We start from the raw sequence: 20,449 nt of genomic DNA, 5'->3' as shown, positions 1-20,449 counted from the left end.
CGGACGGCGGTGTCTCGGTGATCTTGAAGCAGCTTCTTTCTAGCACAATGGCCGGGATTGGCATGTTGCAGGCGCACATGAAGGCGGCACGCGGCGATGCCTATACGCGCTGTTGCGAGCTGGAACCCTGGGTGCAGTCGCCAAACATGCGTGCATTGGTTTGCACGGCGCATGCATCGCCGCCCGCTACCATGCGGCGATGACTGCCATGCTGCGTACCCTCACCGCTCCCGCCGCCGCCCGGATCCGCAACTGGGTGCTGGACGTGTTCCCGCGCGGCCAGGGCGGGATCGACTACGACCAGCCGCTCGGCGATATCGGCCTGTTCGGCCCCGACAGCGTCACCTGGCGCATCCATGCCGAATTCCCCGGCATGCTCGCCGGCGGCCTGTGCGCGCTGCTGCTGCAGACCCTGCATCCGCTGGCGCTGGCCGGCGTCTACGACCATTCCAACTTCCGCGAGGATCTGGTCGGGCGCCTGCGCCGCACCACCCAGTTCGTCGCCGCCACCAGCTATGCGCCGGTGGCCGAAGCGCAGCGCCTGATCGCGCGCGTGCGCAGCATCCATGGGCACATCCGCGGCCACACGCCCGACGGTCGCACCTATGCCGCCGACGATCCGGCGCTGCTGACCTGGGTCCACGTCACCGAGGCCTACGGCTTCCTGCAGGGCTATCGCCGCTACTGCCGCGCGGTGCCGGTCGCCATCGCCGATCGCTACTACGCCGAGGGCCGGCGCGTGGCCGAGGCGCTGGGCGCGCAGGCGGTGCCGGCCAGCGAGCGCGAGGTGCTGGAGTACTTCGCCCAGGTGCGCCCACAGCTGTTGATGGATGCGCGATCGCGCGAGGTGCTCGCGGTGCTGGCCGGGCTGCGCCTGCCGGTGCCGGCGGCGGGCCTGTCGCGCGAGCTGTTCCTCGGCGCCGGCGCGGCGCTGCTGCCGCCGTGGGCGAGCGCGATGCTCGGGCACGGGCGCCTGCAACGTGCGCAGGCCGCGGCCTCGTCGCGGGTGCTGCATGGGCTGGCGCCGCTGTTCCGCATTGCGCTCAACGACGGCATCGCGCAGCGCGCCTGCCGCCGCGTCGGCATCGCCTCGCAGCAGTTGGTGCAGTGGCCGGAGTGAGCGAAACGTTCGCCGCGGATGCGTGTCTGGCCTAAGCGCGTTCCAGGACCGCAAGTCCGAATCCGCTGCGACCATAGTCGTTGCCGTTGTAGAGCATGTAGCGCTCGCCGTCGTGATCGAACACGACGGGATACTCGATCATCTGCGAATCCCAGCCGGTGGAGGACGGTGCGATCCCCGCCAGATGGTCCAGTCGCTGCCAGCGTCGGCCGTCGGCGGATTCGGCGTAGCCGATGCGGTAGGTGGCGCCGCGATACGAGTACCACATGCGCCAGCGGTCGGGATCGCGGATCACGCAGGGACGGGAGATGGCGTATTCGTCGGCATCGGCGTAATCGATCGCGATCTCGCCGTTGCGGCGCCAGGCGATGCCGTCGTCGGACTCGGCGTACTTGAGGTGATAGCGGTGCCTTGGCTTTCCGTCGTGCAGTTCCCAGCCGGTACACGACAGATACCACATGCGCCAAAGATCGTCGCCCGGGATCACGCAGCAGCTCGCGCAAAAATGCGGCTCGGTGGCCGAGCGGTCGACGATCGGCCCGGGCAAGTGGCGCGCGAACGGCTGTTCGGCTCCAGCTGACGTTGCCAGGCCGATCGAATTGCGGAAGGGCACCGTCACGCCCAGGTTCCAGCCGATGTAGTACAGGTAGCGCCGGCCGCGATGCGTCGCCAGCCAGGTCGCCATCGCCCCGCTGTCGTCGAATTCGCCCAGGCCCCCAGGTTGCAGCACCGGCGCGGTGGCGGCATCGAGGATGCGCTGCGGATGGCGGATATCGACGACGACCCAGGAGGTGAAGCTACGGTTCGCCGCGTCGCGGCTGCTGAAATAGATCCGGTACAGATCGCTGTCGCCGAGGCGCTCGGCAATCGGTACGGCGGCATAGGCATGCAGCCAAGGCGCCTGGCCGTTCGCGTTGAATACCAGTCCCAGTTTCTTCCAGTGCGCGGCCATGTGGATTCCCGTTGTCAGGCGCGGCTCCGGCCGCGCGTCGGCGCGTGCGCGCAGCGGCTCAGCCGAGCGCGCGGGTGAAGACGTCTACCACCCGGTCCTGCTGCGCTGCGCTCAGCCCCGTCCAAAGCGGCAGGCGCAGCAGGCGCCTGGACTGCCGCTGCGTGATCGGTAGTTCGCCCGCTGCTCGGCCATAGCGCTTGCCGGCCGGCGAGTCGTGCAGGGGCACGTAGTGGAAGACCGAGCCGATCCCGGCGGCGCGCAGCGTTTCCAGCACGCGCTGCCGATCGGCCTGCGGATGCAGCAGGACGTAATACATGTGCGCGTTGTGCTGGCAATTGTCGGGGACGATCGGGCGGCGGATGGTGCCGCTGCGTTCCAGCGTTTCCAGCGCGGCGTGATAGCGGGACCAACTTTGCAGCCGATCCTGGGTAATGCGGTCGGCCTCTTCCAGTTGCGCCCACAGGAAGGCGGCAGTCAGCTCCCCCGGCAGGAAAGAGGAGCCGACGTCCTGCCAGGTGTATTTGTCCACTTCGCCACGGAAGTAGCGGCTGCGGTCGGTGCCTTTCTCGCGGATGACCTCCGCGCGCTGCGCCAACGCGGCGTCGCGCATCAGCAGGGCGCCGCCTTCTCCGCTGATCACGTTCTTGGTCTCATGGAAGCTGTAGGCGCCGATGTCGCCGATCGCGCCCAGTGGGCGTCCCTTGTAGCTGGCCATCACTCCCTGCGCGGCATCTTCGATCACTTTCAGGCCATGGCGCGCGGCGATGTCGAGGATGGCGTCCATGTCACAGGCCACGCCCGCGTAGTGCACCGGCACGATGGCGCGGGTGCGCGAGGTGATGGCGGCTTCGATCAGGCGCTCATCGAGGTTCAGCGTGTCTTCGCGGATATCGACGAACACCGGAACGCCGCCACGCAGGACGAAGGCATTGGCGGTGGACACGAAGGTGTACGACGGCATGATGATCTCGTCGCCGGGCTGGATGTCCAGCAGCAAGGCGGCCATTTCCAGCGCCGCGGTGCAGGAGTGGGTCAGCAGCGCGCGTGCGCCGGTGTGCCGCTGCAGCCAGTCGTGGCAACGCCGCGTAAACGGACCGTCGCCGGCAAGGCGGCCGTTGAAATGCGACTCGGCGATGTAGTACAGCTCCTTCCCGGTCATATGCGGCCAGTTGAAGGGGATGGAATCGTTGCTCATTTGATACGTGTCCGCGGTCTTGAAGGAGTGGTCTGGTCGAAGCGAAGCGGCGCAGCCGTGGGCCGTCACCGCGCCGCCGTGCATCGGTGGCGGCTGGCCAGCAGTGCGCCGGCATGCCACGCCTGCAGTTGCGCTGGCGCGCCTTGGAGGCGCTGCCTGCAATACAGGTCCAACCACTGCAGGCGTTGCTCGTTGGCGAGGATCGTCACTCCCTCGTTCCGCTGCAGTAGGCCGACGAATCCGCGTCCAGCCTGATCTTCGTGCCTGGCGACGGAGTTCGGCACCAGGGTAAAGGCGCCCAGGGCGTACAGCCGGTACCTGTCGTGCTCGGCGGCACGCGTGAATGGCCGGTACACGGCCTCGTAGGGGAAGGTGGCGCCCCACACCACGATCGATCCGTGCGGAAGGGATGCCAGGTCGCTGCGCGCCTGCTCGTCCGCGCGCTGCGCGGTCTGCCATGCGGCGGCGGAGAGCCACGCATTGGCCAAGGCCGCAAGCGTCACGACAGCCAGGATCGCAGGGCGCCTGCCGGTGCGGCCTGCGTTGCCCAGGAGCAGTGGCGCCACGGTCAGCAAGGCGATCAGTGGCACATAGACGCGCAGGACGCCCGGCCTGCCCAGCATGCCCATCACGAAGACGGCCAAAGCGCAAAGCAGCCAGGCAGTGGCGACCTTGCGATTAGGCAACAGCACGCCAAGCAACAGCGCGGCAATCAGCAAGGGCAGCAGGTTCGGGTGCCAAAGTGCGCGGATACCTTGCCAACCGGTGGCCAACCCGTTTTCGCGCAGCGGCATCGTTCCGGCTTCGGCCAACATGGCTTTCAATGCGGCCGGATCGGCAATGCGCGGGTCGGCGAAGAACCAGCGGCTCAGCAGCTCGATGTCGTTCGTCGTATAGCCGTGGCGCGCCAGGATGTCGGGGCGTTTGTTGAGGTAGTCGCCGGCGCCGAAATCGGTGAACGCGGCCCGCACCAGATTCAGGTCGTTGAAATCCTTCCATGCTGGCGTGGCGTAGGCATGCCGATCCAGTAGCGCGGCGGCCAGCAACGCCACGCACAGCGCCGCAGCGGCCCAGCGCGGCGCATGGCCTTGCGTCAATGCGCGCCAAGGCAGCAGTGGCAGCGCGATCAGCACCACCAGCAGGCATTCGTGACTGCGCACCATGCAGCTCAGGAACAACAGCGTGGTGCCCAGCCACAGCGCCGGAACGCGCCGCGCATGGGCATACAGGCGCAGGCAAGCCACGGCAGCGACCGCCAGCAGCCCAGCGTTGACGGTGAACTGCGGGAGCAGCACTGGGCGCAGCAACACCAGAAACAGAACGCAGCCCGCCACCATCCAGCCATTGCCCAGGCGCCTGAGGCAGTGCAGCAGGGTGGTCCCGACCAGCACGAGCGCCGCGAATGTCGCAAGCGTATAGCCATCGATGCCGCCCAGCGTGGGCACCAGGCGCACGATGTAACCCCAGACGACATTGGAGAACACCAGGTTGGGCGAGCCGACAGCCGACATGCCATAACCATGCGCCAGCATCGCCATGCCGACGTCGTCGTTGGTTTCCCAGCGCGGCGAATAGAGCGTACATAGCGCCAGCACGGGCAGCAGGACCATCAGCAGCGCCCCCAGCCACTGACGCCACTCGGAAGAGGGAGCCTGCGCGAGCGGCTCAGCCACGAGCGGCAACCACGGTCCCGGCCACGATCAGCGCAACGCCAGCCGCGCGTTGCAGCGTCAGCGGTTCGCTCAACAGCCAGCCGCTCAGCAACAGCACGATGACGAAATTCAGACTCATGAAAGGGTAGGCATGGCTGAGTTCGAACCGGGTCATCGCCGCCATCCATGCCAGCGAAGCCAGGAACGCTGCGGCGAATCCGGAAAAGATCGCCGGGTCGAACAGCAACGACACCAGGAACTTGAGTTTGTCGAACGCGTCGGCCGGCAGGGGCCCCAGCTTGGCGATCCGCCATTTCAGGATCAATTGGCCGTACACGGTAAAGGCGATCGTGGCGGCGATGTACAGATAGTCCAACGGCCGTGGCGGCATCAGTGGCGCTCCAGCAGGGTGGGACTCGGCCAGCACTCGGCTAGGCCGGCGGCGCGGCATGTCGCGTTGGCTGCGCGCATGGAGGTCATATCTTCCTCAGGCGCGTGCTGGGTACCGGGGATCGTTCCGTGGCGGTGCCGATATAGAGGCCTTCCGGTTCGGCGTCGCCCAGCAGCAGGGCGCCGGCGCCGACCACGGTCCTGGCGCCAATGTGGATGTGGTCGCGCAGCGTGGCGTTCACCCCGATGAAGCATTGCTCGCCGATCTCCACCCCGCCCGACACGACGATGTGCGAGGCGAGGAAGCAGTGGCTGTGGATCGTCGAGTGATGGCCGATATGGTTGCCGCTCCACAGCGTGACGTTGTCGCCGATCTGCACGAATGGCTGGATGGTGTTGTCCTCCAGCAAAAAGCAGTTGTCGCCGATGCGGCCGTCGTTGAGCACGGTGGCGTGCGAGCTGATATAGCTGGCAAGCCGATAGCCGGCCGCCTTGGCCGCCAGATACTTCTCCTTGCGTATCGCATTGAGCTTGGAGTAGCTCAGCGCGATGAAGATCTCGTTGCGTTCGGGCGGATAGGACGCGGCAAGCAGATCGAACGCCACTACCGGCAATCCGCAAAAATGGCTGTCGGTGATGTAATCGGCGTCGATCGTGAAGGCCACCACCTCGTAGTCCGAGTCGGTGCTGAAATAATAGTGCGCCAGCTGTGCGATGTCGCCGGCGCCGAAGATGACCAGGGGTTTCTTGCTCACGGCGTTTTCCTCACCAGGATCGTGAATTCGTACAGTCCGTAATCGTGCAGGAGCGCGACGTTGCGCGAGTAGCGCCGCTTGCACAGATCGAAGTAGCGACAGGGATCGGCGTAGTAGAGGTGCTCGCGCATGCGCTCAGGATCGGAATAGCTGGTCAGGCAATTGAACGCGAAGCCGGCGCGGCTGGTGCGGTCGAGTACATCCAGCGTGGCTTCCACGTAGGACTGCCAGCGCGCCGGGTCGTGGCCGAGCCGCACGTTGAAAATGCCGCTGGCCATGCCGTAATCGGCAACGCGGTCCGGTTCCGCGGCAACGACGAATCTGGCGTTGGGGTCGGCCTCGTGCCGCTTGGCTGCAGCGGCGGCCATGTCGGCGGAGACGTCGAAGCCGGCGTAGTCCACGCCGGCGTGGCGTTCGCGCAGGTAGTCGTAGAGCGCAGCGTAGCCGCAGCCCAGGTCGTTCACCGAGAATGCGCCGTCGCTGCCGGCCAGCGTGCACAGCTGGGCGAATCGCAGCGTCTGGCTGTCCTCGCCGTTCCAGTCGACGCCGCGCGCCGTCTGCCCATGCTGGGCCAACTTGTCGCTGTAGTAGCCGGCGACGTCGGCGAGCAGCTCAGTCGTGTCGTTGTGCATGGATCTGTCTCACGATCGTATAGGGGCGCTGTTTGGTTTCGGAGAAGATCTTCGACAGGTAGATGCCGATGACGCCGATGAAGGAGATGATCATGCCACCGAGCAGCCAGATCGATGCCATCACCGAGGTCCAGCCGCTGAGCGGCCGTGCCAGAAACGCCCATTGCACCAGCAGGTAGGCGCTATAGATCAGCGCCATCAGGGAGATCGCTACGCCGACGTAGAAGATGCCGACCAGCGGGGTGTTGCTGAACGAGGTGACCGAGTTCACCAGCAGCGAGAGCTTGCGGCGCAGCGTATACGTGGTCTGGCTAGTGCTGTGCTTGGTGACCGCCCACGGGCGTTGCCGGAAGCCGGTGATGTGCCATAGCCCGGCCATGAACACTTCGCGCTCGCGATGCGCCACCAGTGCCTGCACGTAGCGCCGGCGCATCAGGCGTGCGGTGACCACGTTTTCCGGCAGCGCCATGCCGGTCAGCAGCTTGAACGCGCGATAGAACCACTGCCCGCTCAAGCGCTCGAATGCGTTGCCCTTGCGCTGCTGCTGCGTCCCGTAGACGACATCGGCATCGTGCCGATGCAGGTCGTCGGCGAACGCGGCCAGCCACTCGGGTTCTTCCTCCAGGTCGCTGTCGATCAGGAACACCAGTTCGCCGGCGGCATGCGCCAAGCCGGTCATCATGGCTTTGTGGTGGCCGAAATTGCGCGACAGATCCACGACGACCACGTGCGGATCGGCTTCGCTCAAGGCGATCGCCAGTTCGAGGCTGTGGTCCGGGGAGCCATCGTTGACCAGGATGATCTCGTAGTCGTCCGCGACCAGCCTTTGCGCCGCGAGGCTGGCGCGCCGATGGAAGTCGGCGATGTACGGCGCCGACTGATAGAGCGTGGAGACGATCGACAGCTTCATGGATGCACGTACCTCATGTATCTGTGAGCGTCGGGGCCGCAATTGAAGAGCAGGTCGAGGATGCTCACGCCGTGCACGAAGTCGCCCCATAGCTGCGGGTATTCTGGATAGCCGGCATAGTCGAACCAGACCAGTTCGATGCCGTATTGCCGGAAGACGTCTTCGTCGATGTAGTCCTTCGCCGCGGGGCCGGAAATGTACGTCGTGCCGCCCACCTTCGCGCACAGGTCGGCCAGGCGTTCGGTCTTCGCGTCCAGGAGCGCATGGTCAGCGGAACTGCTGATGACGGTGTCGATCTTCAGATAGCCGCATATCGCTTCCAGGAAACGCCGGTTCATCTGCGACAGGCGGGTATGCGGTTCCAGGTAAAGTGGTTGCAGCCAGGCAGCGATCTCGTCGAAGTGCGGGGCGCGGCGATAGTTCTGCGCAAGCGCGCGCCAGTGCAGTTCCGCCCATTCGCTCCCATCCAACTCGGTATCGGCGATGCGTTGATGGTACTTGCCCTTGGTCAGGACCGGCACCGTCAGCCATTGCGCGCCTTGCGGGGTCTTGATCTGGTTGCGGTTGCGCCAGTCGCGCCGGGTGTACTGCATGTCGTCGTACAGCACGAACTCGTCGACCGCGGCGATCAGGTCGAAATAGCCCTTCCACGGGATGTAGTTGGATTGCAGGATGGCAACTTTCTTGGTCACTGCTGGTGCCTTGGTGGATGGCTGAATACCGCATACCCGCCTGCCACGGCGAATGCGCGACGATAGCCTGCGGCGGCGAGCTGCGAGGCGATAGCGGCGTATCTGTCGGCGTTGGCAGGAACCAGTACATGCTGCGGCCCATCCGCCGCGGCGATCATGGCACGGAAGGCATTCTCCGCTTCCGGCGTGGCGCCATTGCTGTAGAGATAGAAGGCGGCGTCCAGTCTCTGCTGGAAGGAAATATGCGCCGGGACGCTGGCCATCATCAGGCCGAGATAGTCTTCGCGCATGAAGTACTGCGGAAAGTGCGACGACAGCAGCAGGATGTTGCTGGCGAGCGGGACCGGGGCGAACACCGAGCCTGGTGCGGCGCCGCGAATGAACTGCTGTGCGGAGGCTCTGTCGTTCGCACCTATCTTGTAGCCTGGCAGGGCGAGTGTCGCACCGTTGTCGTGCCGCAGCACCGAGGTCGGCCCGATCGTCGCCAAGAGGCCGGCGGCGGCCAGACACAGCCCCGCCCAGATCGGGCCGGTGCGGCCGGCATTCGCCAGCGGCGCCAGCGCCAGCGCCGCGAGCAGCGGAAACGGAAGCAGGTAGAACATCCGCCAATAGATGTTCTCGGTGGTCAGGTGGAGCATGACGAAGTGCGACACCCATGGATTCAGCAGCAGGACGCACAGCGTCATCACCCAGACGGCGAAAAAGCGTCGATACGGGGAGAACGCGAGTACCAGCGCCAGTGACGCCACGAACAGCACCGGGGTCAGCGGGTAGTCCGGATTCACGATCAGGCGCAGCTGGTCGGCGAACGATTTCGGGAAGCCCGCGTTGATCTGGCTGCCTGCGGCGATGTTGTCGACTGCGTAGAAGCGAAACACGATCGCCATCAGCACCACCGGCACCAGCGAGGCGCCGTAGCGCAGCGCCGGCAGCAGCGCCGCGATCGAGACGAAGGATCCGGACGCCTGTACATGGAACGCCAGGGCCAGGGTCAGCGCCAGGAACGGAAGAAACACCATCGCCGTTGGCGTGGCGGCGGCCATGCCGATGCCCAGCGCGGTGAGGATCAGCCACGTGCTCCACTGTGGCTGGCGCAGATGGCGCAGCGAGAAGTAGATCCACGCAGGAACGCCCACGGACAGGAACATGTACTTGCCATGGAAGGCGCGGGCGATGCTCAGATTGCCGTAGGCACGATGCGTTTCCCCAAGCGCGAGCAACAGCAACAGGTAGAAGGCGCCGCAGATCAGGATCGTCCGGGGGCGCGTTTCGAACAGGCCGATGAGCACGATCGCCGCGGCGCACATCAAAAACCCGACGATTCCCGGGAACAGCACATGGTACACGTCCAGATACGGACGGCCGCTGAGCCAGGAAAGCGCTGCCTGGGTGAGTTCGTAGTAGGGGAAAACGCCGGATTGGGGAGTCCGCTCGAGACCGGCCAGCCAGTTCACGCCGGTATCGACCGGGGCGTCCGGATGCTCGATGTAGTACACCGCCTTCGGGACATAGATGGAATCGTCGATATCGGGGCGGTTGATCGACATCGCCAGCCAGCCCCCGGCCAGCGCAAGCGCCAGCGCGCCGACCAGGTGCAGGCGCTGGCCAGGCTGGTGCAGGCGCCGACAGCGGCCGATCACCCGCACAGCCGTGACCGATAGCGTCGCCGCGGCCAGGCCGCCGATGATGCAAGCGGCGACGGAAAAGCGCAGCGAGAGCTGTTGGGCGAGCATCAGCGATGCTGCCGACGCGGCCAGGAAGATCGCAAAGGCGCCGAGACATGCTGCAAGGACTTCGTGACTCTCGTTCACGAAAGTGGAGGGGAGGCGGTTGCGCTGAAGGCTTGCCACTGCGGCTTGGAGTCCAAAGATTGGGGGGCGTGGAGGTCATGCGCTCGCTTGTGCCAACTACGTCCGCCGAATGGGCCGCTTGCTGGCCCCGCACCCTCCCTGCGCATTTTACCGTCATGCACGGCCTTTTTTGGGTCTTGGCGGAGCCGGGAGCGGAACGCTACGCGGAAAGCGGACCAGCAGGTGCATGCGGCCGATATCGCCACTGACGCGTGACAGGACACGACATGCGCCAACTCCTGATTGCGCCTCATTGACAGGAGCGCGGGGGCCGTGCCGACGGGCTGTATTGTTCATACATGGCGACGGCATCGCCGCACCTCCTGTGCGCCTGTGTCGACGCATCGGGATGGCCGCAATATCCGGACCGCACCGATCCTCCGGTCGGTTAGCAAGTACCGATCCGGATGCTGGAGCGATTCAAGATCGGCATGGTTGAGCCGCTCTATCCAGAACACATGCAGCGCCGTTTCTCCACCGCCGACAAGCTCTACGACGTCCGCTTCAGGCAGCGCCTGCGGCGCGCGTTGCGTGCGCCGTTGCGCGCGATCCTGGTCTGGGGCCTGGGCTTGGCGCTGCTGCTGGCGTGCGGGCTGGCCTATGTGCTGGTGCAGGACCGCGCCAACCGCCTGGCCGCCGCGCAGCGGCAGAGCCTGGCGCTGGCGACGGGCGCCGACCGTCTGCTGCAGCTGGAGCTGGACAACCTAAGCCAGACGCTGCGCGGCGAAGGCATGGGCGCGCAGGCGCTGCTGGCCGACGCGCCGGCACGCGCGCCGGCATTGATCGAGGAATCGCTGCACGGCGTGCTGCTGCGTCATCCGGAACTGCATGGCATTGCGTTGCTGGATGCGCAGGGCCGACGCCGCTACGGTGGAGAGGGCGATCCGAACGTGCGCGGATGGGCGCTGGGCTCGCGCCGCAATGGCGATCAGGTGTTCGTCGGCCCTTATCAACGCCTGGCCGATGGCGAAGCGGTGGTGCGCCTCGCGTTGCCGCTGGCGTCAGGCGACTGGGTGGTGGCGAGCTGGCGGGTCGCGGCATTGCAGCGCATCGTCGGCGGGGTCGATGCCGGCCGCGACGGCGTGGTCGCGCTGACCGATACGCATGGCCTGCTGCTTGCGGCCAGCAGCCCCGCTGCCGGCGCCACCGGCACCCGCGTGCTGCTGCCGTTGGGCCTGGTGCGGGGGCTGCCGCAGGGCAGTGCGCTAGGCATGCACCGCAGCGTGTTCGATCAGCAGCCACGCATGCTGGCGGTCAGCGGCGGGCGCGACTATCCGTTGCTGGCGGTGTCCGGGCTGGCGGTGCGCGAAGCGCTGGCGCCGTGGTGGTGGTTCGCCGACGCTGCGGCGCTGGTGTATCTGCTGTATCTGCTCGGGTTCGCTTTCCTGCTGGGCAGCCTGCGCCGTGCCGAGGACCGCCAGCGGCAGTTGCTGGAGCGCCTGCGCCGCGGCGACGAGGACCTGCGCCTGGCGCACGCGATGGGCGGCATCGGCACCTGGCGGGTCGAGGCCGACCGGCGCCACCTGCTGCTGGTCGAACAGACCAGTACCCTGTTCGGGGCGCCGCAGCTGCGCATGCCCCTGAGCGCGTTCCTGGCCCTGGTGCACGACGACGATCGCGCGCGGGTCCAGCAGCAGTACGACGAGGCGCTGCACGGCAACGGCGAATACAACGTGGTGTACCGCATGCATTCGCCCGATGGCGGCCTGCGCTGGCTGGCCGCGCGCGGCGCGCGGGTGCAGGGCCGCGACGGGCTGTGCATGACCGGTGCGGTGCAGGACGTCAGCGAGCGGCTCGAGGCGCAGGCGCGGCTGTTCGACGCCGAGCGTCAGTTCCGCCTGGTGTTCGAGCGCAACCCGCTGCCGTTCTGGCTGTTCGCGGTGGACAGCCTGCGTTTCCTGGAAGTGAACCAGGCCGCGATCCGCCAGTACGGCTACAGCCGCGACGAATTCCTGGGCATGACTCTGCTCGAACTGCGCCCGCCCAGCGAGGCCGAACGGTTGCTGGCGGACGTACGCAAGCCGCGCGACGGCTTCGATGCGCCCAGCGTGTGGACCCACCGGCGCAAGGACGGCAGCCTGCTGTCGGTGCGGGTACACAGCGCGGACGTCGACTTCGGCGGCGTGCCGGCGCGCCTGATCCTGGCCGAGGACGTCAGCGAGCGCGTCGCCCACGAGCGCGAACTGGCGTTCCGCGCCAGCCACGACGTCACCACCGGGCTGCTCGATCCGCGCGCGCTGGCCGAGGCGCTGGATGCGCGTGGGCAGACGGGCTATGCGGTGGCGTACGTGCAGGTGCGCGGGCTGGCGCTGATCGGCGACACCCTGGGCCGCGCCGCCGGCGATGCGGTGCGCTGCGCGGTGGCGGCGCGGCTGCGCGGGCTGGGCGAACGCTTCGGCCTGACCGCGCATCAGCCGTCGCAGGATTTCGTGCTGGCGGTACTGGATCCGCAGCAGCTGCCGCAGGCGCTGCAGGCCCTGCTCGAGGCGATGTCCACGCCGGTGCAGGGCGGCGCCTTCACCCAGCAACTGCAGGCGCACATCGGCGTGGCGCTGTGTCCGGACGACGCCGCGGGCGCCGAGGACGCCATCGGCAGCGCCGCGCAGGCCGCGCATGCGGCGCAGGCCGACGGACGCAGCGTCGCCCGCTTCGAGCGCAGCATGTCCACACGTATCGGCGAGCGCCTGCGCCTGGCCGGGCGCATCCATCAGGCGATCGCGCGGCAGGAGTTCGAACTGCATTTCCAGCCGATCCTGCGCGCCGATACCGGTGCGCCGCGGCTGCTCGAGGCGCTGATCCGCTGGCCGCAGGACGACGGCAGCTTCATCGCCCCCGACCAGTTCATCCAGCTGTGCGAGGACACCGGGTTGATCCTGCCGCTCGGCCGCTGGGTGATGCAGGCCGCCGCGCAGGCGCGCCGCCAGCTGGCGCTGCACGGCTGGGCCGACCTGCCGGTGGCGGTGAACGTATCGGCGCTGCAGTTCTTCGACGGCGACCTGGTCGCGGACCTGGTGCAGGCCTGCGCCGCGGCCGGCCTGGCTGCCGACGGCCTGCACCTGGAACTGACCGAGAGCAGCCTGATGCGGCAACCACAGCAGGCATTGGACGTGCTGCGGCAGCTGCGCGCGCTGGGCGTGGGCGTGGCGCTGGACGATGTCGGCACCGGCTTTTCCAGCATGGCCTACCTGCGCGACCTGCCGCTGGACACGCTGAAGATCGATCGCAGCTTCGTCGCCGACGTGCATCGCGATGCGCGCAACGCCTCGATCTGCGACGCCTTGCTGACGCTGGGCCGCAGCCTGGGCCTGCAGGTGGTCGCCGAAGGCGTGGAGAACGACGCGCAGTTGCAGTGGCTGCGCGCGCACGGCTGCGACCAGGTGCAGGGCTATCTGCTGGGCCGGCCGGCGCCGCTGGCGCAGGTGCTCGCCGCGCTCGGCACGCGCGACGCGCAGGACGCGCAGGACGCGGTCACAGCATGAGGTCGATGCAGTGCGGCGCACCCGGTGCCGGGAGCGGCTCGCCGTCCCAGTAGCGGCGCAACGGTTCGCGGACCAGGTCCAGCGCGGTCGAGGCGCCGCGCACGCCGGGAAAGCGCTGCAGGTTATGCGACTGCAACGCGAGCATGCGCCGGTCCTGCTCGCCGACCTTGCGCAGCAGCGGCCACACCAGCCAGCGCACCGCCCATGCCGGCGCCCAGCGCCCGTCCACGTGCAGGCTGGCGAACACCTCGGTGCTGCGCATGCCGACCGGGGTGAAATGCAGGCTGATGCGCACACGGCCGCCACGGGCATAGCGGTATTCGATCTGCGCGGTGCCGGGCGCGGCGAAATGCGCGCGCTCCAGCGTGCGCGGCGATTCGAACAACCGGTACAGCCAGCCGCTCTGCGCGGCGGCGCCGGCATAGTCGACATGGAAGCCTTCGTCCGTAGTCTGCAGGCTGGCACGCATCGCGCTGCGCGCACCGCCGCGGCGCACCAGCCCCGGATGCAGCAGGTGGGTGTGCAGCGGATCGAGGAAGTTCTCCAGCGCATCGACCACGTGCGCCTCCCAGCGCGTGCGCCACAGGAAGCGCCGCGCCGACGGTTGCAAGTCCTGCACCAGCTGCGCCGGGTGCGCATCGCCGTCGGGATCCGGGCGCAGCCAGATCAGGCCGTCGTGTTCGCGCGCGGCGAAGGCGCGCACCCGCACCGCCGGCAGCGCCTGTCCGGGCGGCATGCCGGGAATCTCGCGCAGCGCGCCGTCGCGGTCGAAGCGCCAGCCGTGGTACGGACAAGCGAGGCTTTCGCCGCTGGCGCAGCCGGCCGACAGCGGCGCGTGCCGGTGCGGGCAACGGTCTTCCAGCGCGAGCAGACTGCCGTCGGCGCAGCGTGCGATCGCCGCATGCCGGTCCATGACCGTCACCGCCAACGGCCGCTGCCGCAGCGCGTCGGCCCGGGCCACGGCGAACCAGTGTCGGTACAGCGAGGGATGCCAGTCGTTCATGGCCGCTAGCGTCGCATGCGCGGTGGGCCGATGTCTGGATGCACGCTCGAACGCGGGCGACGCACTACGCGACGACCGTCCCGGTCACCCGGTTGCGTCCGCCGCGCTTGGCCGCGTACAGCGCCTGGTCGGCGATGACGACCAGCTTCTGCCACTCGATCTGCGCCTGCGCCGAGATGCAATAGCCGATGCTGACCGTGCAGACCAGCGCGGCGCTGGCCGCAGGTGCGATTTCCTGGCGTTCGACCACGCGCCGCAGGCGTTCGGCGATGTCGCGCACCACCGATTCCTCGCCCTGCGGAATCAGCACCATGAACTCCTCGCCGCCGACGCGGGCGAGCATGTCCGGGCTGCGGATATGCCGCGTCAGCGTGTCGGCGATGGCGACCAGGACCTGATCGCCGGTCGCATGGCCGAGGCGGTCGTTGATCGACTTGAAATTGTCGACGTCGATCATCAGCACCGCGATCGGCGCGTTCCTGCCGCGCGCCTCCTGCGTGGCCGACTCGCCCTTTTCCCACATGATCCGGCGGTTGGCGACGCCGGTGAGGGCGTCCTGGGACGCGTGGCGTTCCAGTTCCGCATGCATCTCGCGGGTCAGCATCCACAGGAATCCGGGCGTGATGATGGCGGTCAACACCATGCGCGAGAGCAGGCCGAAGGCCGTGGTCGGGTCGTAGGACGCGTCCGCGGACGGATGGGTCGACCACCAGGCGATGCGCAACAGCAGCATCAGCGCCCACAGGAGGTGGAAGAGGGCGGTGAAGCGCGCCGCGGTTCGAATCCTTTCGTCCGCATGGCGCCACAGGGCCGCGCCCGTGGCCACCGTCAGCAGGCCGCGCAGCGTGCAGCCGCAGATCACCATGACCCTGAGATTGTCGCCGTCGCCGCGCAGGCAATAGATCTCCGCGGCGCCGATCGCCGCCACCGGAATCAGGATCCACAACTGGAGCAGCGGCCGCCGCAGATACGCGTTCACCGCGAACAGGGTCAATACCGTGGCGATATCGATGGTCAGATTGCCGATCAACCCCATCGCGTCGGGGTGCCCTGGCGATGCGCGCGGCAGCAGCAGGGTGCCGAAGCCTGCGGCGAATGTGCCGTAGCTCAGGCTAAGAAGCAGCAAGCCCCGGGTGTTCCTGGCTTTCCCTGCGGTCAAATGCAGGGCGAGGAACATCGCCGCGGAGACCGCCGCCAGCAACGCGTTGACGATCAGCAAGGTGCCAGCGTGAGCCAGGTGTGCGATCCATTCCACAGGTCCCCCGATCCACGCCGCAAACGATTTTCAGATGCCGCCCAGTATAAGGCCGCGAGAATATGCGAGCCGCCCGTTTGCAGCGGTTTTCGCGTTGCAAACGTTTCCAGATACCTTGCGGGACACCGTGACGTTCGCGCGGCCGCCGAATTGGTTTTGCAGGCGCGGCATAGGTCGATAGGAAGGGGGGCGGTCCATCCGGATTCCTGGCGCTGGAGCTTGGCTTGACGCGGTATCGGCGGCGGGTGCGCGGCCTTTAGTCCCTTGCCGCCGCCACCATGGTGGAAAAGGCAGGCCGGTCGTTCACAGCCGATAGCGGCGCATCAGCGGCACGCCGATGCGTTCGGTCAGCGCGCCGAGCGCGGCGATCGGCTGACGCCGCCGCAGCGGCAGGTGGCGTGCGTCCACCGCGCTGTACTCGATCACCGGGGTGCCGCCGCGTTGGCGCTTGAAGCTGGCCGCGCCGGCGCTCTGGTTGAGCCGGCGGCCGTGGCGCAGCGCATGTTCGAAGCCGCAGGCGGTGAGCGTGCGGTACAGCGCCAGCCGCTGCGGCTGCCGCAGGTCGTAGCCGACGATCGGCGCGGTCAGCGTCTGCCCCACGCCGAACAGGCCGGTGATGCAGACCAGTTCGCCGTCCTCGCCGCGAAAGCCATCGAAGCGCAGCAGCCCGGCGCGGTGCCAGGCGCGCAGGAAGTCGGCATGGTAGGCCGGATTGCAGCGCGAATACTTGTCCAGGTACAACTGCGCGTACAGCGCGGCGATGCGCGGGTAGTCGGCCTCGCCGATCGCGTCGTTGCCGCAGCGCTGCAGGTCGGTGCGCGCGGTCAGCTTGAGGTCACGGGCCAGGTCGCGGTGCTGCAGCAGCGCCGGCCAGTCGTCGTACAGATACACCTGGCGGCTGCCGATCAGGGTGAAGCCCTGCGCCTGCAGCGCGTCCAGCCACTGCGGTGTGTCCACCCGGTTGAGCGAGCGAAACCACAGCGCGTGGTCCGGCCAGCGCGCACGCGCGGCGTCCAGCAGGCCGCCCAGCCCCTCGGGCGGAAGTGGCGGATACAGATTGGTGGACAGCAGCCAGTTGTTGAGGGTGACCGCGCGGTCGATCCGTGCCCAGTCCAGCCAGGCGCCGATGCCGCCGCACAACCCGCGCAGCGGGGCGGCCAATGCCGGCGGCAACAGGCGCGCGGCTTCCTCGGCGGCGTAGTCGGCATAGGTGGTGCGCGGCGAGCACACCCAGGCGTTGCCCGCCCACTCCTCGCTCACCGTGACCGGCATCGACAGCGTGCCGGCCTGCAGCATGTCGATGCGCGCGTACAGGTTGCCGGCCACGCTTTGCGCATCGCGGCCGGCATGCAGTTCCGCGAAACGCTGCGCCTGCACGGCGTAGTCGGTACCGGCCTCGGCGGCGCCGTTCATGGCGGCGGCAGGGCCTCGCCGTCCCATTCGGTATCGCGGGTGGACGCCTCGCGCATGGTGCAGCGCTGGGCCAGCGCCAGCCGCGCATGGCTGCCCAGGTCGCGCAGCGCGCCGGCCAGCGGACGCCGGTCGCCGCGCGGCGCGAGCACATCGTCGGCGCGGGCGTAGTCCTCGCGCCATTGCCGGAGTCGGCCATGACGCAGCGCCGCCGGCAGTGCGACGCCGAGCATCAGCGGGCCGAGCATCGCCGCGCGTGTCGGTGCCGGGCGCACGACGGCGGCCGGGTCGCGATGGCTGCCGTCCAGTGCGGCGACCAGCGGGTCGGATGCGGCGAACAGGTGCAGGCCGCTGGTCGCACGCGGATTGCATTCGATCACGCTGTAGCGGCCTTGCGCCGAGACGACCCAATCGAAGGAGAGTTGTCCGCTGAAGCGCAGCGAGCGCACCAGTTGCGCGGTGAAGCGCTCGATCTGCGGCGCCGGCGCGGCGTCGAAGTAATAGCTGGAGCTGCGCTGCAGCCGGTAGCGCGGGCGGTACACCGCATGCGCCAGCAGCACGCCGTCGCGGGCCACCGCATACGAGCAGCGTTCTTCGCCGGCGCAATAGCGTTGCGCGACCCATGTGCCTTGTTCCGACAATGGCGGCGCGTCTGCAGGCAGGCCATGCGGATGCACGCGCACGTGCACGCCGAAACGCGAGTATTCCGGCTTCAGCACCAGTGGCGCGCTACCGGCCCATTCGCGCGCCTGCGCCAGGCTGCGCACCTGCACGCTGTCCGGCACGTCCACGTCGGCATCCAGCGTGCGGGCGAGATGCAGGAACTGCCATTTGCTGTGCAGCGCACGCAGCGTGTCGAAGCCATCCACCAGCACGTCCAGTTGCGCCGGCAGCGCCTGCCGGTAGCGGGCCAGGTAGAACACTTCCTCGCAGGTCGGCAGCAGCAGCGCGATGCGCTGGCGCGCGACCAGCGCGTTGAGGTCGGCGATGTAGGCGGCTGGGGCGTAGCGTGCCGAGGCGATGCGATGGCTGGCGCTGGCCGCGCGCGACCAGCCGGAGATGCGGCAGGCCACGCTGTCGGCCAGGTGCACGCGCCAGCCCTGCGCGGCGAAACGGCGTGCCAGGTCCAGCGCCACCGGCGCACGTGCGCCGGTGATCAGCACCGCCGGCGCGCTAGGCACCGACGTCCTCGTGCGCGGTCGGACGCCATTGCCGGCAATGCGAGGGCACCATGCGCAGCGCCGGTTCGGCCAGACGCAGCGCATGCAGCCGCGCCAAGGTGTCGCGGTAGACGCGGTGCTCGCCGAGCAGGTGGGTGACCAGCGCCGGCGGCGGCGTGCCGTCGGCGATCGCGGCGCTGGACCAGGCCGCATCGGCGACCAGGAACACCGGCCCGTGCGCGTCTCCGAACCACAGCCCGTAGTGGCCGGGTGCATGCCCGGGCAGCGGCACCAGCAGCACGCTGCCGTCGCCGAACAGGTCGCGCAGCGTGCCGAAACCGCGCAGCGCCGCGGGCGCCGCGCATGCCGGCAATGCCTCGAACCAGTGCATGCGCGCGCGCGCACCATGCAGCAGCGCCGGCAGGAAGCCTTCGCGCAGCGCTGCCAGCCGCCCGCGCCGTTGCAGATCGTCCCAGGCCTGCTGCGCGCAGGCGATGCGCGCCTGCGCGAAATCGGCCACGCCACCGACGTGGTCGCCATGGAAATGCGACAGCACGATCCAGTCGATCGCCGCCGCGTCGATGCCGTCGTGGGCCAGTTGTTCGCGCAACGACTGGCCCGGCGCCAGGTGCACCGGCGTCAGCACGCGGTACAGGCGCTCGGGGAACCGCGCGGTGGCATCGAGGAAGTGCTGCGAGTAGCCGGTGTCGAACAGCAGGTTGCCGTGCACCGGGTGCTGCAGCAGCGCCGCCAGCGCCGGGAACTGGCACGGCGTCAGCGTTGCGCCGCGGCGCGTGGCGCGTTCGGGATGGGTGCAGTGCCCGGCTTCGTACAGCCGCCAGCGCAGCGTCGGTGCGCTCATGTGCGTTCGCGTCCGGCCGCGCGATGCGTGGGCGATGTTTCGGCGGCAGCGCTTTGGCTGGCGAGTCGTGTCGGGACTGAAGTCCCTCCCACACGTGTAAGAGCGCATGCGCCTGCGTAGGCCGGGGGCTGGCCAGGAGCTTGCCGAGGTTGCCTCACCTGCGCGCCAGGGCCGCCAGCCCGGCCTCGGTGGACAGCACCGGCGCGTAGCCGAGTTCGCGGCGGGCGCGGCCGATATCCAGGGTCTGCGAATAGCCGAGCACGCCGATGCCGTAGCGGCTCAGTCGCGGCTCCGGTTGCCCGCGCCGGCGCAGCGCGATCTGTTCGCCGACCGTGGCCAGCGCCAGGGCCACCCGGCGTGGCACCGGCAGCAGGCGCACGCGCAGCTGCAGCACTGCGAACAATTCTGTGAGCAGGTCGCGCACCGCGATCGGCGTGCCATTGCTGATGTTGTAGGCACGGCCGTCGCCGAGATGTTCGGCGCGCAGCGCGGCCAGCGCCGCGGCCACCGCGTTCTCCACGCAGCACACGTCGATCATCGCGCGTCCGCCGTGCACCAGCGGGAACCAGCCGCGCTGCGCCACCGCCAGCAGCCGCGGCACGATCGCGTTGTCGCCGTGGCCGAACACCGCGCGCGGGCGCAGCACCAATGCCGGCAGCCCGGCCGCGGCGGCGGCACGCACTTTCTCCTCCGCTTCCCACTTGGTCTGCGGATAGCCGCCGATCCAGCGCGCCGGCGGGGTGAAGTCCTCCGTCACCTGGTACTGGTCGGCGAAGCGGAAATAGATGCTCGGCGAACTGAAGTGCACGAAGCGGCGCACCCGCGCGCGTTGCGCCGCGGCGAGCATGCGCTCGGTGGCGACCACGTTGGCCTGGCGGAACAGCTCGGCGCTGGCCCACGGCGCGGACAGCGCGGCGCAGTGGATCACCGCGTCGCAGCCATCGAGCAAGGCGGCCAGATCGTCGCGGCACAGGTCGGCGCGGACCACGTCGATGCGCGGGTCGCCGGCGAAGGCGACCAGTGCGGCGGCATTGCGGCCGCTGGCGCGGACCTGCGCGCCTTCGGCGGCAAGGGCGCGGACGATGTGCGCGCCGATGAAGCCGGAGGCGCCGGTGACCAGGATGCGCGCCAT

The 20,449-nt window shown here is 68.4% G+C and carries 17 protein-coding genes; 2 read left to right on the top strand and 15 right to left on the bottom strand.

Annotated elements, in window-relative coordinates; all coding sequences use genetic code 11:
- Positions 1 to 199 precede the first annotated feature (199 nt).
- Positions 200 to 1,120, top strand: a complete 921-nt coding sequence (locus HEP73_RS19305) for an oxygenase MpaB family protein (RefSeq protein ID WP_185821176.1) — start codon at positions 200 to 202, stop codon at positions 1,118 to 1,120.
- Positions 1,121 to 1,151: 31 nt separating this feature from the next.
- Here HEP73_RS19305 and HEP73_RS19300 read toward each other — a convergent pair whose 3' ends face one another.
- The 9 genes from HEP73_RS19300 to HEP73_RS19260 all read right to left on the bottom strand — a co-directional run bounded on the left by HEP73_RS19300 (position 1,152) and on the right by HEP73_RS19260 (position 10,109).
- Positions 1,152 to 2,072: a glycoside hydrolase family protein gene (locus tag HEP73_RS19300; protein WP_185821175.1), complete on the bottom strand. Its 921-nt coding sequence runs from the start codon at positions 2,070 to 2,072 to the stop codon at positions 1,152 to 1,154.
- Positions 2,073 to 2,130: 58 nt separating this feature from the next.
- Positions 2,131 to 3,351 carry a dTDP-4-amino-4,6-dideoxygalactose transaminase gene (rffA, locus tag HEP73_RS19295; RefSeq protein WP_345776842.1) on the bottom strand — a complete coding sequence of 407 codons (1,221 nt, stop codon included), beginning with the start codon at positions 3,349 to 3,351 and terminating at the stop codon, positions 2,131 to 2,133.
- Positions 3,333 to 4,940, bottom strand: coding sequence for a hypothetical protein (locus tag HEP73_RS19290; protein ID WP_255423559.1), 1,608 nt, complete (start codon positions 4,938 to 4,940; stop codon positions 3,333 to 3,335). The genes rffA and HEP73_RS19290 overlap by 19 nt, the downstream gene beginning before the upstream one ends.
- Positions 4,933 to 5,310: an EamA family transporter gene (locus HEP73_RS19285; protein WP_185821173.1), complete on the bottom strand. Its 378-nt coding sequence runs from the start codon at positions 5,308 to 5,310 to the stop codon at positions 4,933 to 4,935. The genes HEP73_RS19290 and HEP73_RS19285 overlap by 8 nt, the downstream gene beginning before the upstream one ends.
- A gap of 85 nt (positions 5,311 to 5,395) precedes the next feature.
- Positions 5,396 to 6,064, bottom strand: coding sequence for an acetyltransferase (locus HEP73_RS19280; RefSeq protein WP_185821172.1), 669 nt, complete (start codon positions 6,062 to 6,064; stop codon positions 5,396 to 5,398).
- Positions 6,061 to 6,696 (bottom strand): class I SAM-dependent methyltransferase, encoded by a 636-nt coding sequence (locus tag HEP73_RS19275; RefSeq protein WP_185821171.1) that lies wholly within the window; start codon positions 6,694 to 6,696, stop codon positions 6,061 to 6,063. The genes HEP73_RS19280 and HEP73_RS19275 overlap by 4 nt, the downstream gene beginning before the upstream one ends.
- Positions 6,677 to 7,606, bottom strand: a complete 930-nt coding sequence (locus HEP73_RS19270; RefSeq protein ID WP_185821170.1) for a glycosyltransferase family 2 protein — start codon at positions 7,604 to 7,606, stop codon at positions 6,677 to 6,679. The genes HEP73_RS19275 and HEP73_RS19270 overlap by 20 nt, the downstream gene beginning before the upstream one ends.
- Entirely contained in the window at positions 7,603 to 8,298 is a 696-nt protein-coding gene (locus tag HEP73_RS19265) for a WbqC family protein (protein ID WP_185821169.1), read from the bottom strand. Before HEP73_RS19265 ends, HEP73_RS19270 begins: the two co-directional genes overlap by 4 nt.
- Positions 8,295 to 10,109: a DUF6077 domain-containing protein gene (locus tag HEP73_RS19260; protein ID WP_255423558.1), complete on the bottom strand. Its 1,815-nt coding sequence runs from the start codon at positions 10,107 to 10,109 to the stop codon at positions 8,295 to 8,297. Before HEP73_RS19260 ends, HEP73_RS19265 begins: the two co-directional genes overlap by 4 nt.
- A gap of 470 nt (positions 10,110 to 10,579) precedes the next feature.
- Here HEP73_RS19260 and HEP73_RS19255 point away from each other — a divergent pair, with 470 nt between their 5' ends.
- The gene (locus HEP73_RS19255; protein WP_255423557.1) at positions 10,580 to 13,627 is read left to right on the top strand and encodes a bifunctional diguanylate cyclase/phosphodiesterase; all 3,048 of its coding nucleotides are present in this window, start codon (positions 10,580 to 10,582) and stop codon (positions 13,625 to 13,627) included.
- Here the strand turns inward: HEP73_RS19255 and HEP73_RS19250 are convergent.
- The 6 genes from HEP73_RS19250 to HEP73_RS19225 all read right to left on the bottom strand — a co-directional run bounded on the left by HEP73_RS19250 (position 13,617) and on the right by HEP73_RS19225 (position 20,449).
- Positions 13,617 to 14,630 (bottom strand): Rieske 2Fe-2S domain-containing protein, encoded by a 1,014-nt coding sequence (locus HEP73_RS19250; protein WP_185821168.1) that lies wholly within the window; start codon positions 14,628 to 14,630, stop codon positions 13,617 to 13,619. The two genes, HEP73_RS19255 and HEP73_RS19250, sit on opposite strands and share 11 nt — an antisense overlap.
- A 64-nt stretch (positions 14,631 to 14,694) precedes the next feature.
- Complete coding sequence (locus HEP73_RS19245) at positions 14,695 to 15,807, bottom strand: GGDEF domain-containing protein (protein WP_255423556.1); 1,113 nt, start codon at positions 15,805 to 15,807, stop codon at positions 14,695 to 14,697.
- Between the two features lie 381 nt (positions 15,808 to 16,188).
- A complete protein-coding gene (locus HEP73_RS19240; protein ID WP_185821166.1) occupies positions 16,189 to 17,298 on the bottom strand; it encodes a hypothetical protein in 1,110 nt (369 codons plus the stop codon).
- Complete coding sequence (locus tag HEP73_RS19235; RefSeq protein WP_185821165.1) at positions 17,295 to 18,476, bottom strand: ATP-grasp domain-containing protein; 1,182 nt, start codon at positions 18,474 to 18,476, stop codon at positions 17,295 to 17,297. The genes HEP73_RS19240 and HEP73_RS19235 overlap by 4 nt, the downstream gene beginning before the upstream one ends.
- On the bottom strand, positions 18,469 to 19,317 hold the full coding sequence (locus HEP73_RS19230) for an MBL fold metallo-hydrolase (protein WP_185821164.1): 849 nt from the start codon (positions 19,315 to 19,317) through the stop codon (positions 18,469 to 18,471). The genes HEP73_RS19235 and HEP73_RS19230 overlap by 8 nt, the downstream gene beginning before the upstream one ends.
- Positions 19,318 to 19,471: 154 nt before the next feature.
- A complete protein-coding gene (locus HEP73_RS19225; RefSeq protein WP_185821163.1) occupies positions 19,472 to 20,449 on the bottom strand; it encodes an NAD-dependent epimerase/dehydratase family protein in 978 nt (325 codons plus the stop codon).

Source organism: Xanthomonas sp. GW, assembly GCF_014236815.1.
Taxonomy (GTDB): Bacteria; Pseudomonadota; Gammaproteobacteria; order Xanthomonadales; family Xanthomonadaceae; genus Xanthomonas_A.
This window is presented reverse-complemented; position numbering and strand designations above follow the sequence as displayed.

Bases quoted from the DNA above. Each gene is read 5' to 3' on its own strand.
- HEP73_RS19270 (WP_185821170.1), bottom strand. From the start codon at position 7,606: ATGAAGCTGTCGATCGTCTCCACGCTCTATCAGTCGGCGCCGTACATC.
- HEP73_RS19285 (WP_185821173.1), bottom strand. From the start codon at position 5,310: ATGCCGCCACGGCCGTTGGACTATCTGTACATCGCCGCCACGATCGCC.
- HEP73_RS19245 (WP_255423556.1), bottom strand. From the start codon at position 15,807: ATGTTCCTCGCCCTGCATTTGACCGCAGGGAAAGCCAGGAACACCCGG.
- HEP73_RS19240 (WP_185821166.1), bottom strand. From the start codon at position 17,298: ATGAACGGCGCCGCCGAGGCCGGTACCGACTACGCCGTGCAGGCGCAG.
- HEP73_RS19250 (WP_185821168.1), bottom strand. From the start codon at position 14,630: ATGAACGACTGGCATCCCTCGCTGTACCGACACTGGTTCGCCGTGGCC.
- HEP73_RS19300 (WP_185821175.1), bottom strand. From the start codon at position 2,072: ATGGCCGCGCACTGGAAGAAACTGGGACTGGTATTCAACGCGAACGGC.
- HEP73_RS19305 (WP_185821176.1), top strand. From the start codon at position 200: ATGACTGCCATGCTGCGTACCCTCACCGCTCCCGCCGCCGCCCGGATC.
- HEP73_RS19225 (WP_185821163.1), bottom strand. From the start codon at position 20,449: ATGGCGCGCATCCTGGTCACCGGCGCCTCCGGCTTCATCGGCGCGCAC.
- rffA (WP_345776842.1), bottom strand. From the start codon at position 3,351: ATGCACGGCGGCGCGGTGACGGCCCACGGCTGCGCCGCTTCGCTTCGA.
- HEP73_RS19275 (WP_185821171.1), bottom strand. From the start codon at position 6,696: ATGCACAACGACACGACTGAGCTGCTCGCCGACGTCGCCGGCTACTAC.
- HEP73_RS19255 (WP_255423557.1), top strand. From the start codon at position 10,580: ATGGTTGAGCCGCTCTATCCAGAACACATGCAGCGCCGTTTCTCCACC.
- HEP73_RS19230 (WP_185821164.1), bottom strand. From the start codon at position 19,317: ATGAGCGCACCGACGCTGCGCTGGCGGCTGTACGAAGCCGGGCACTGC.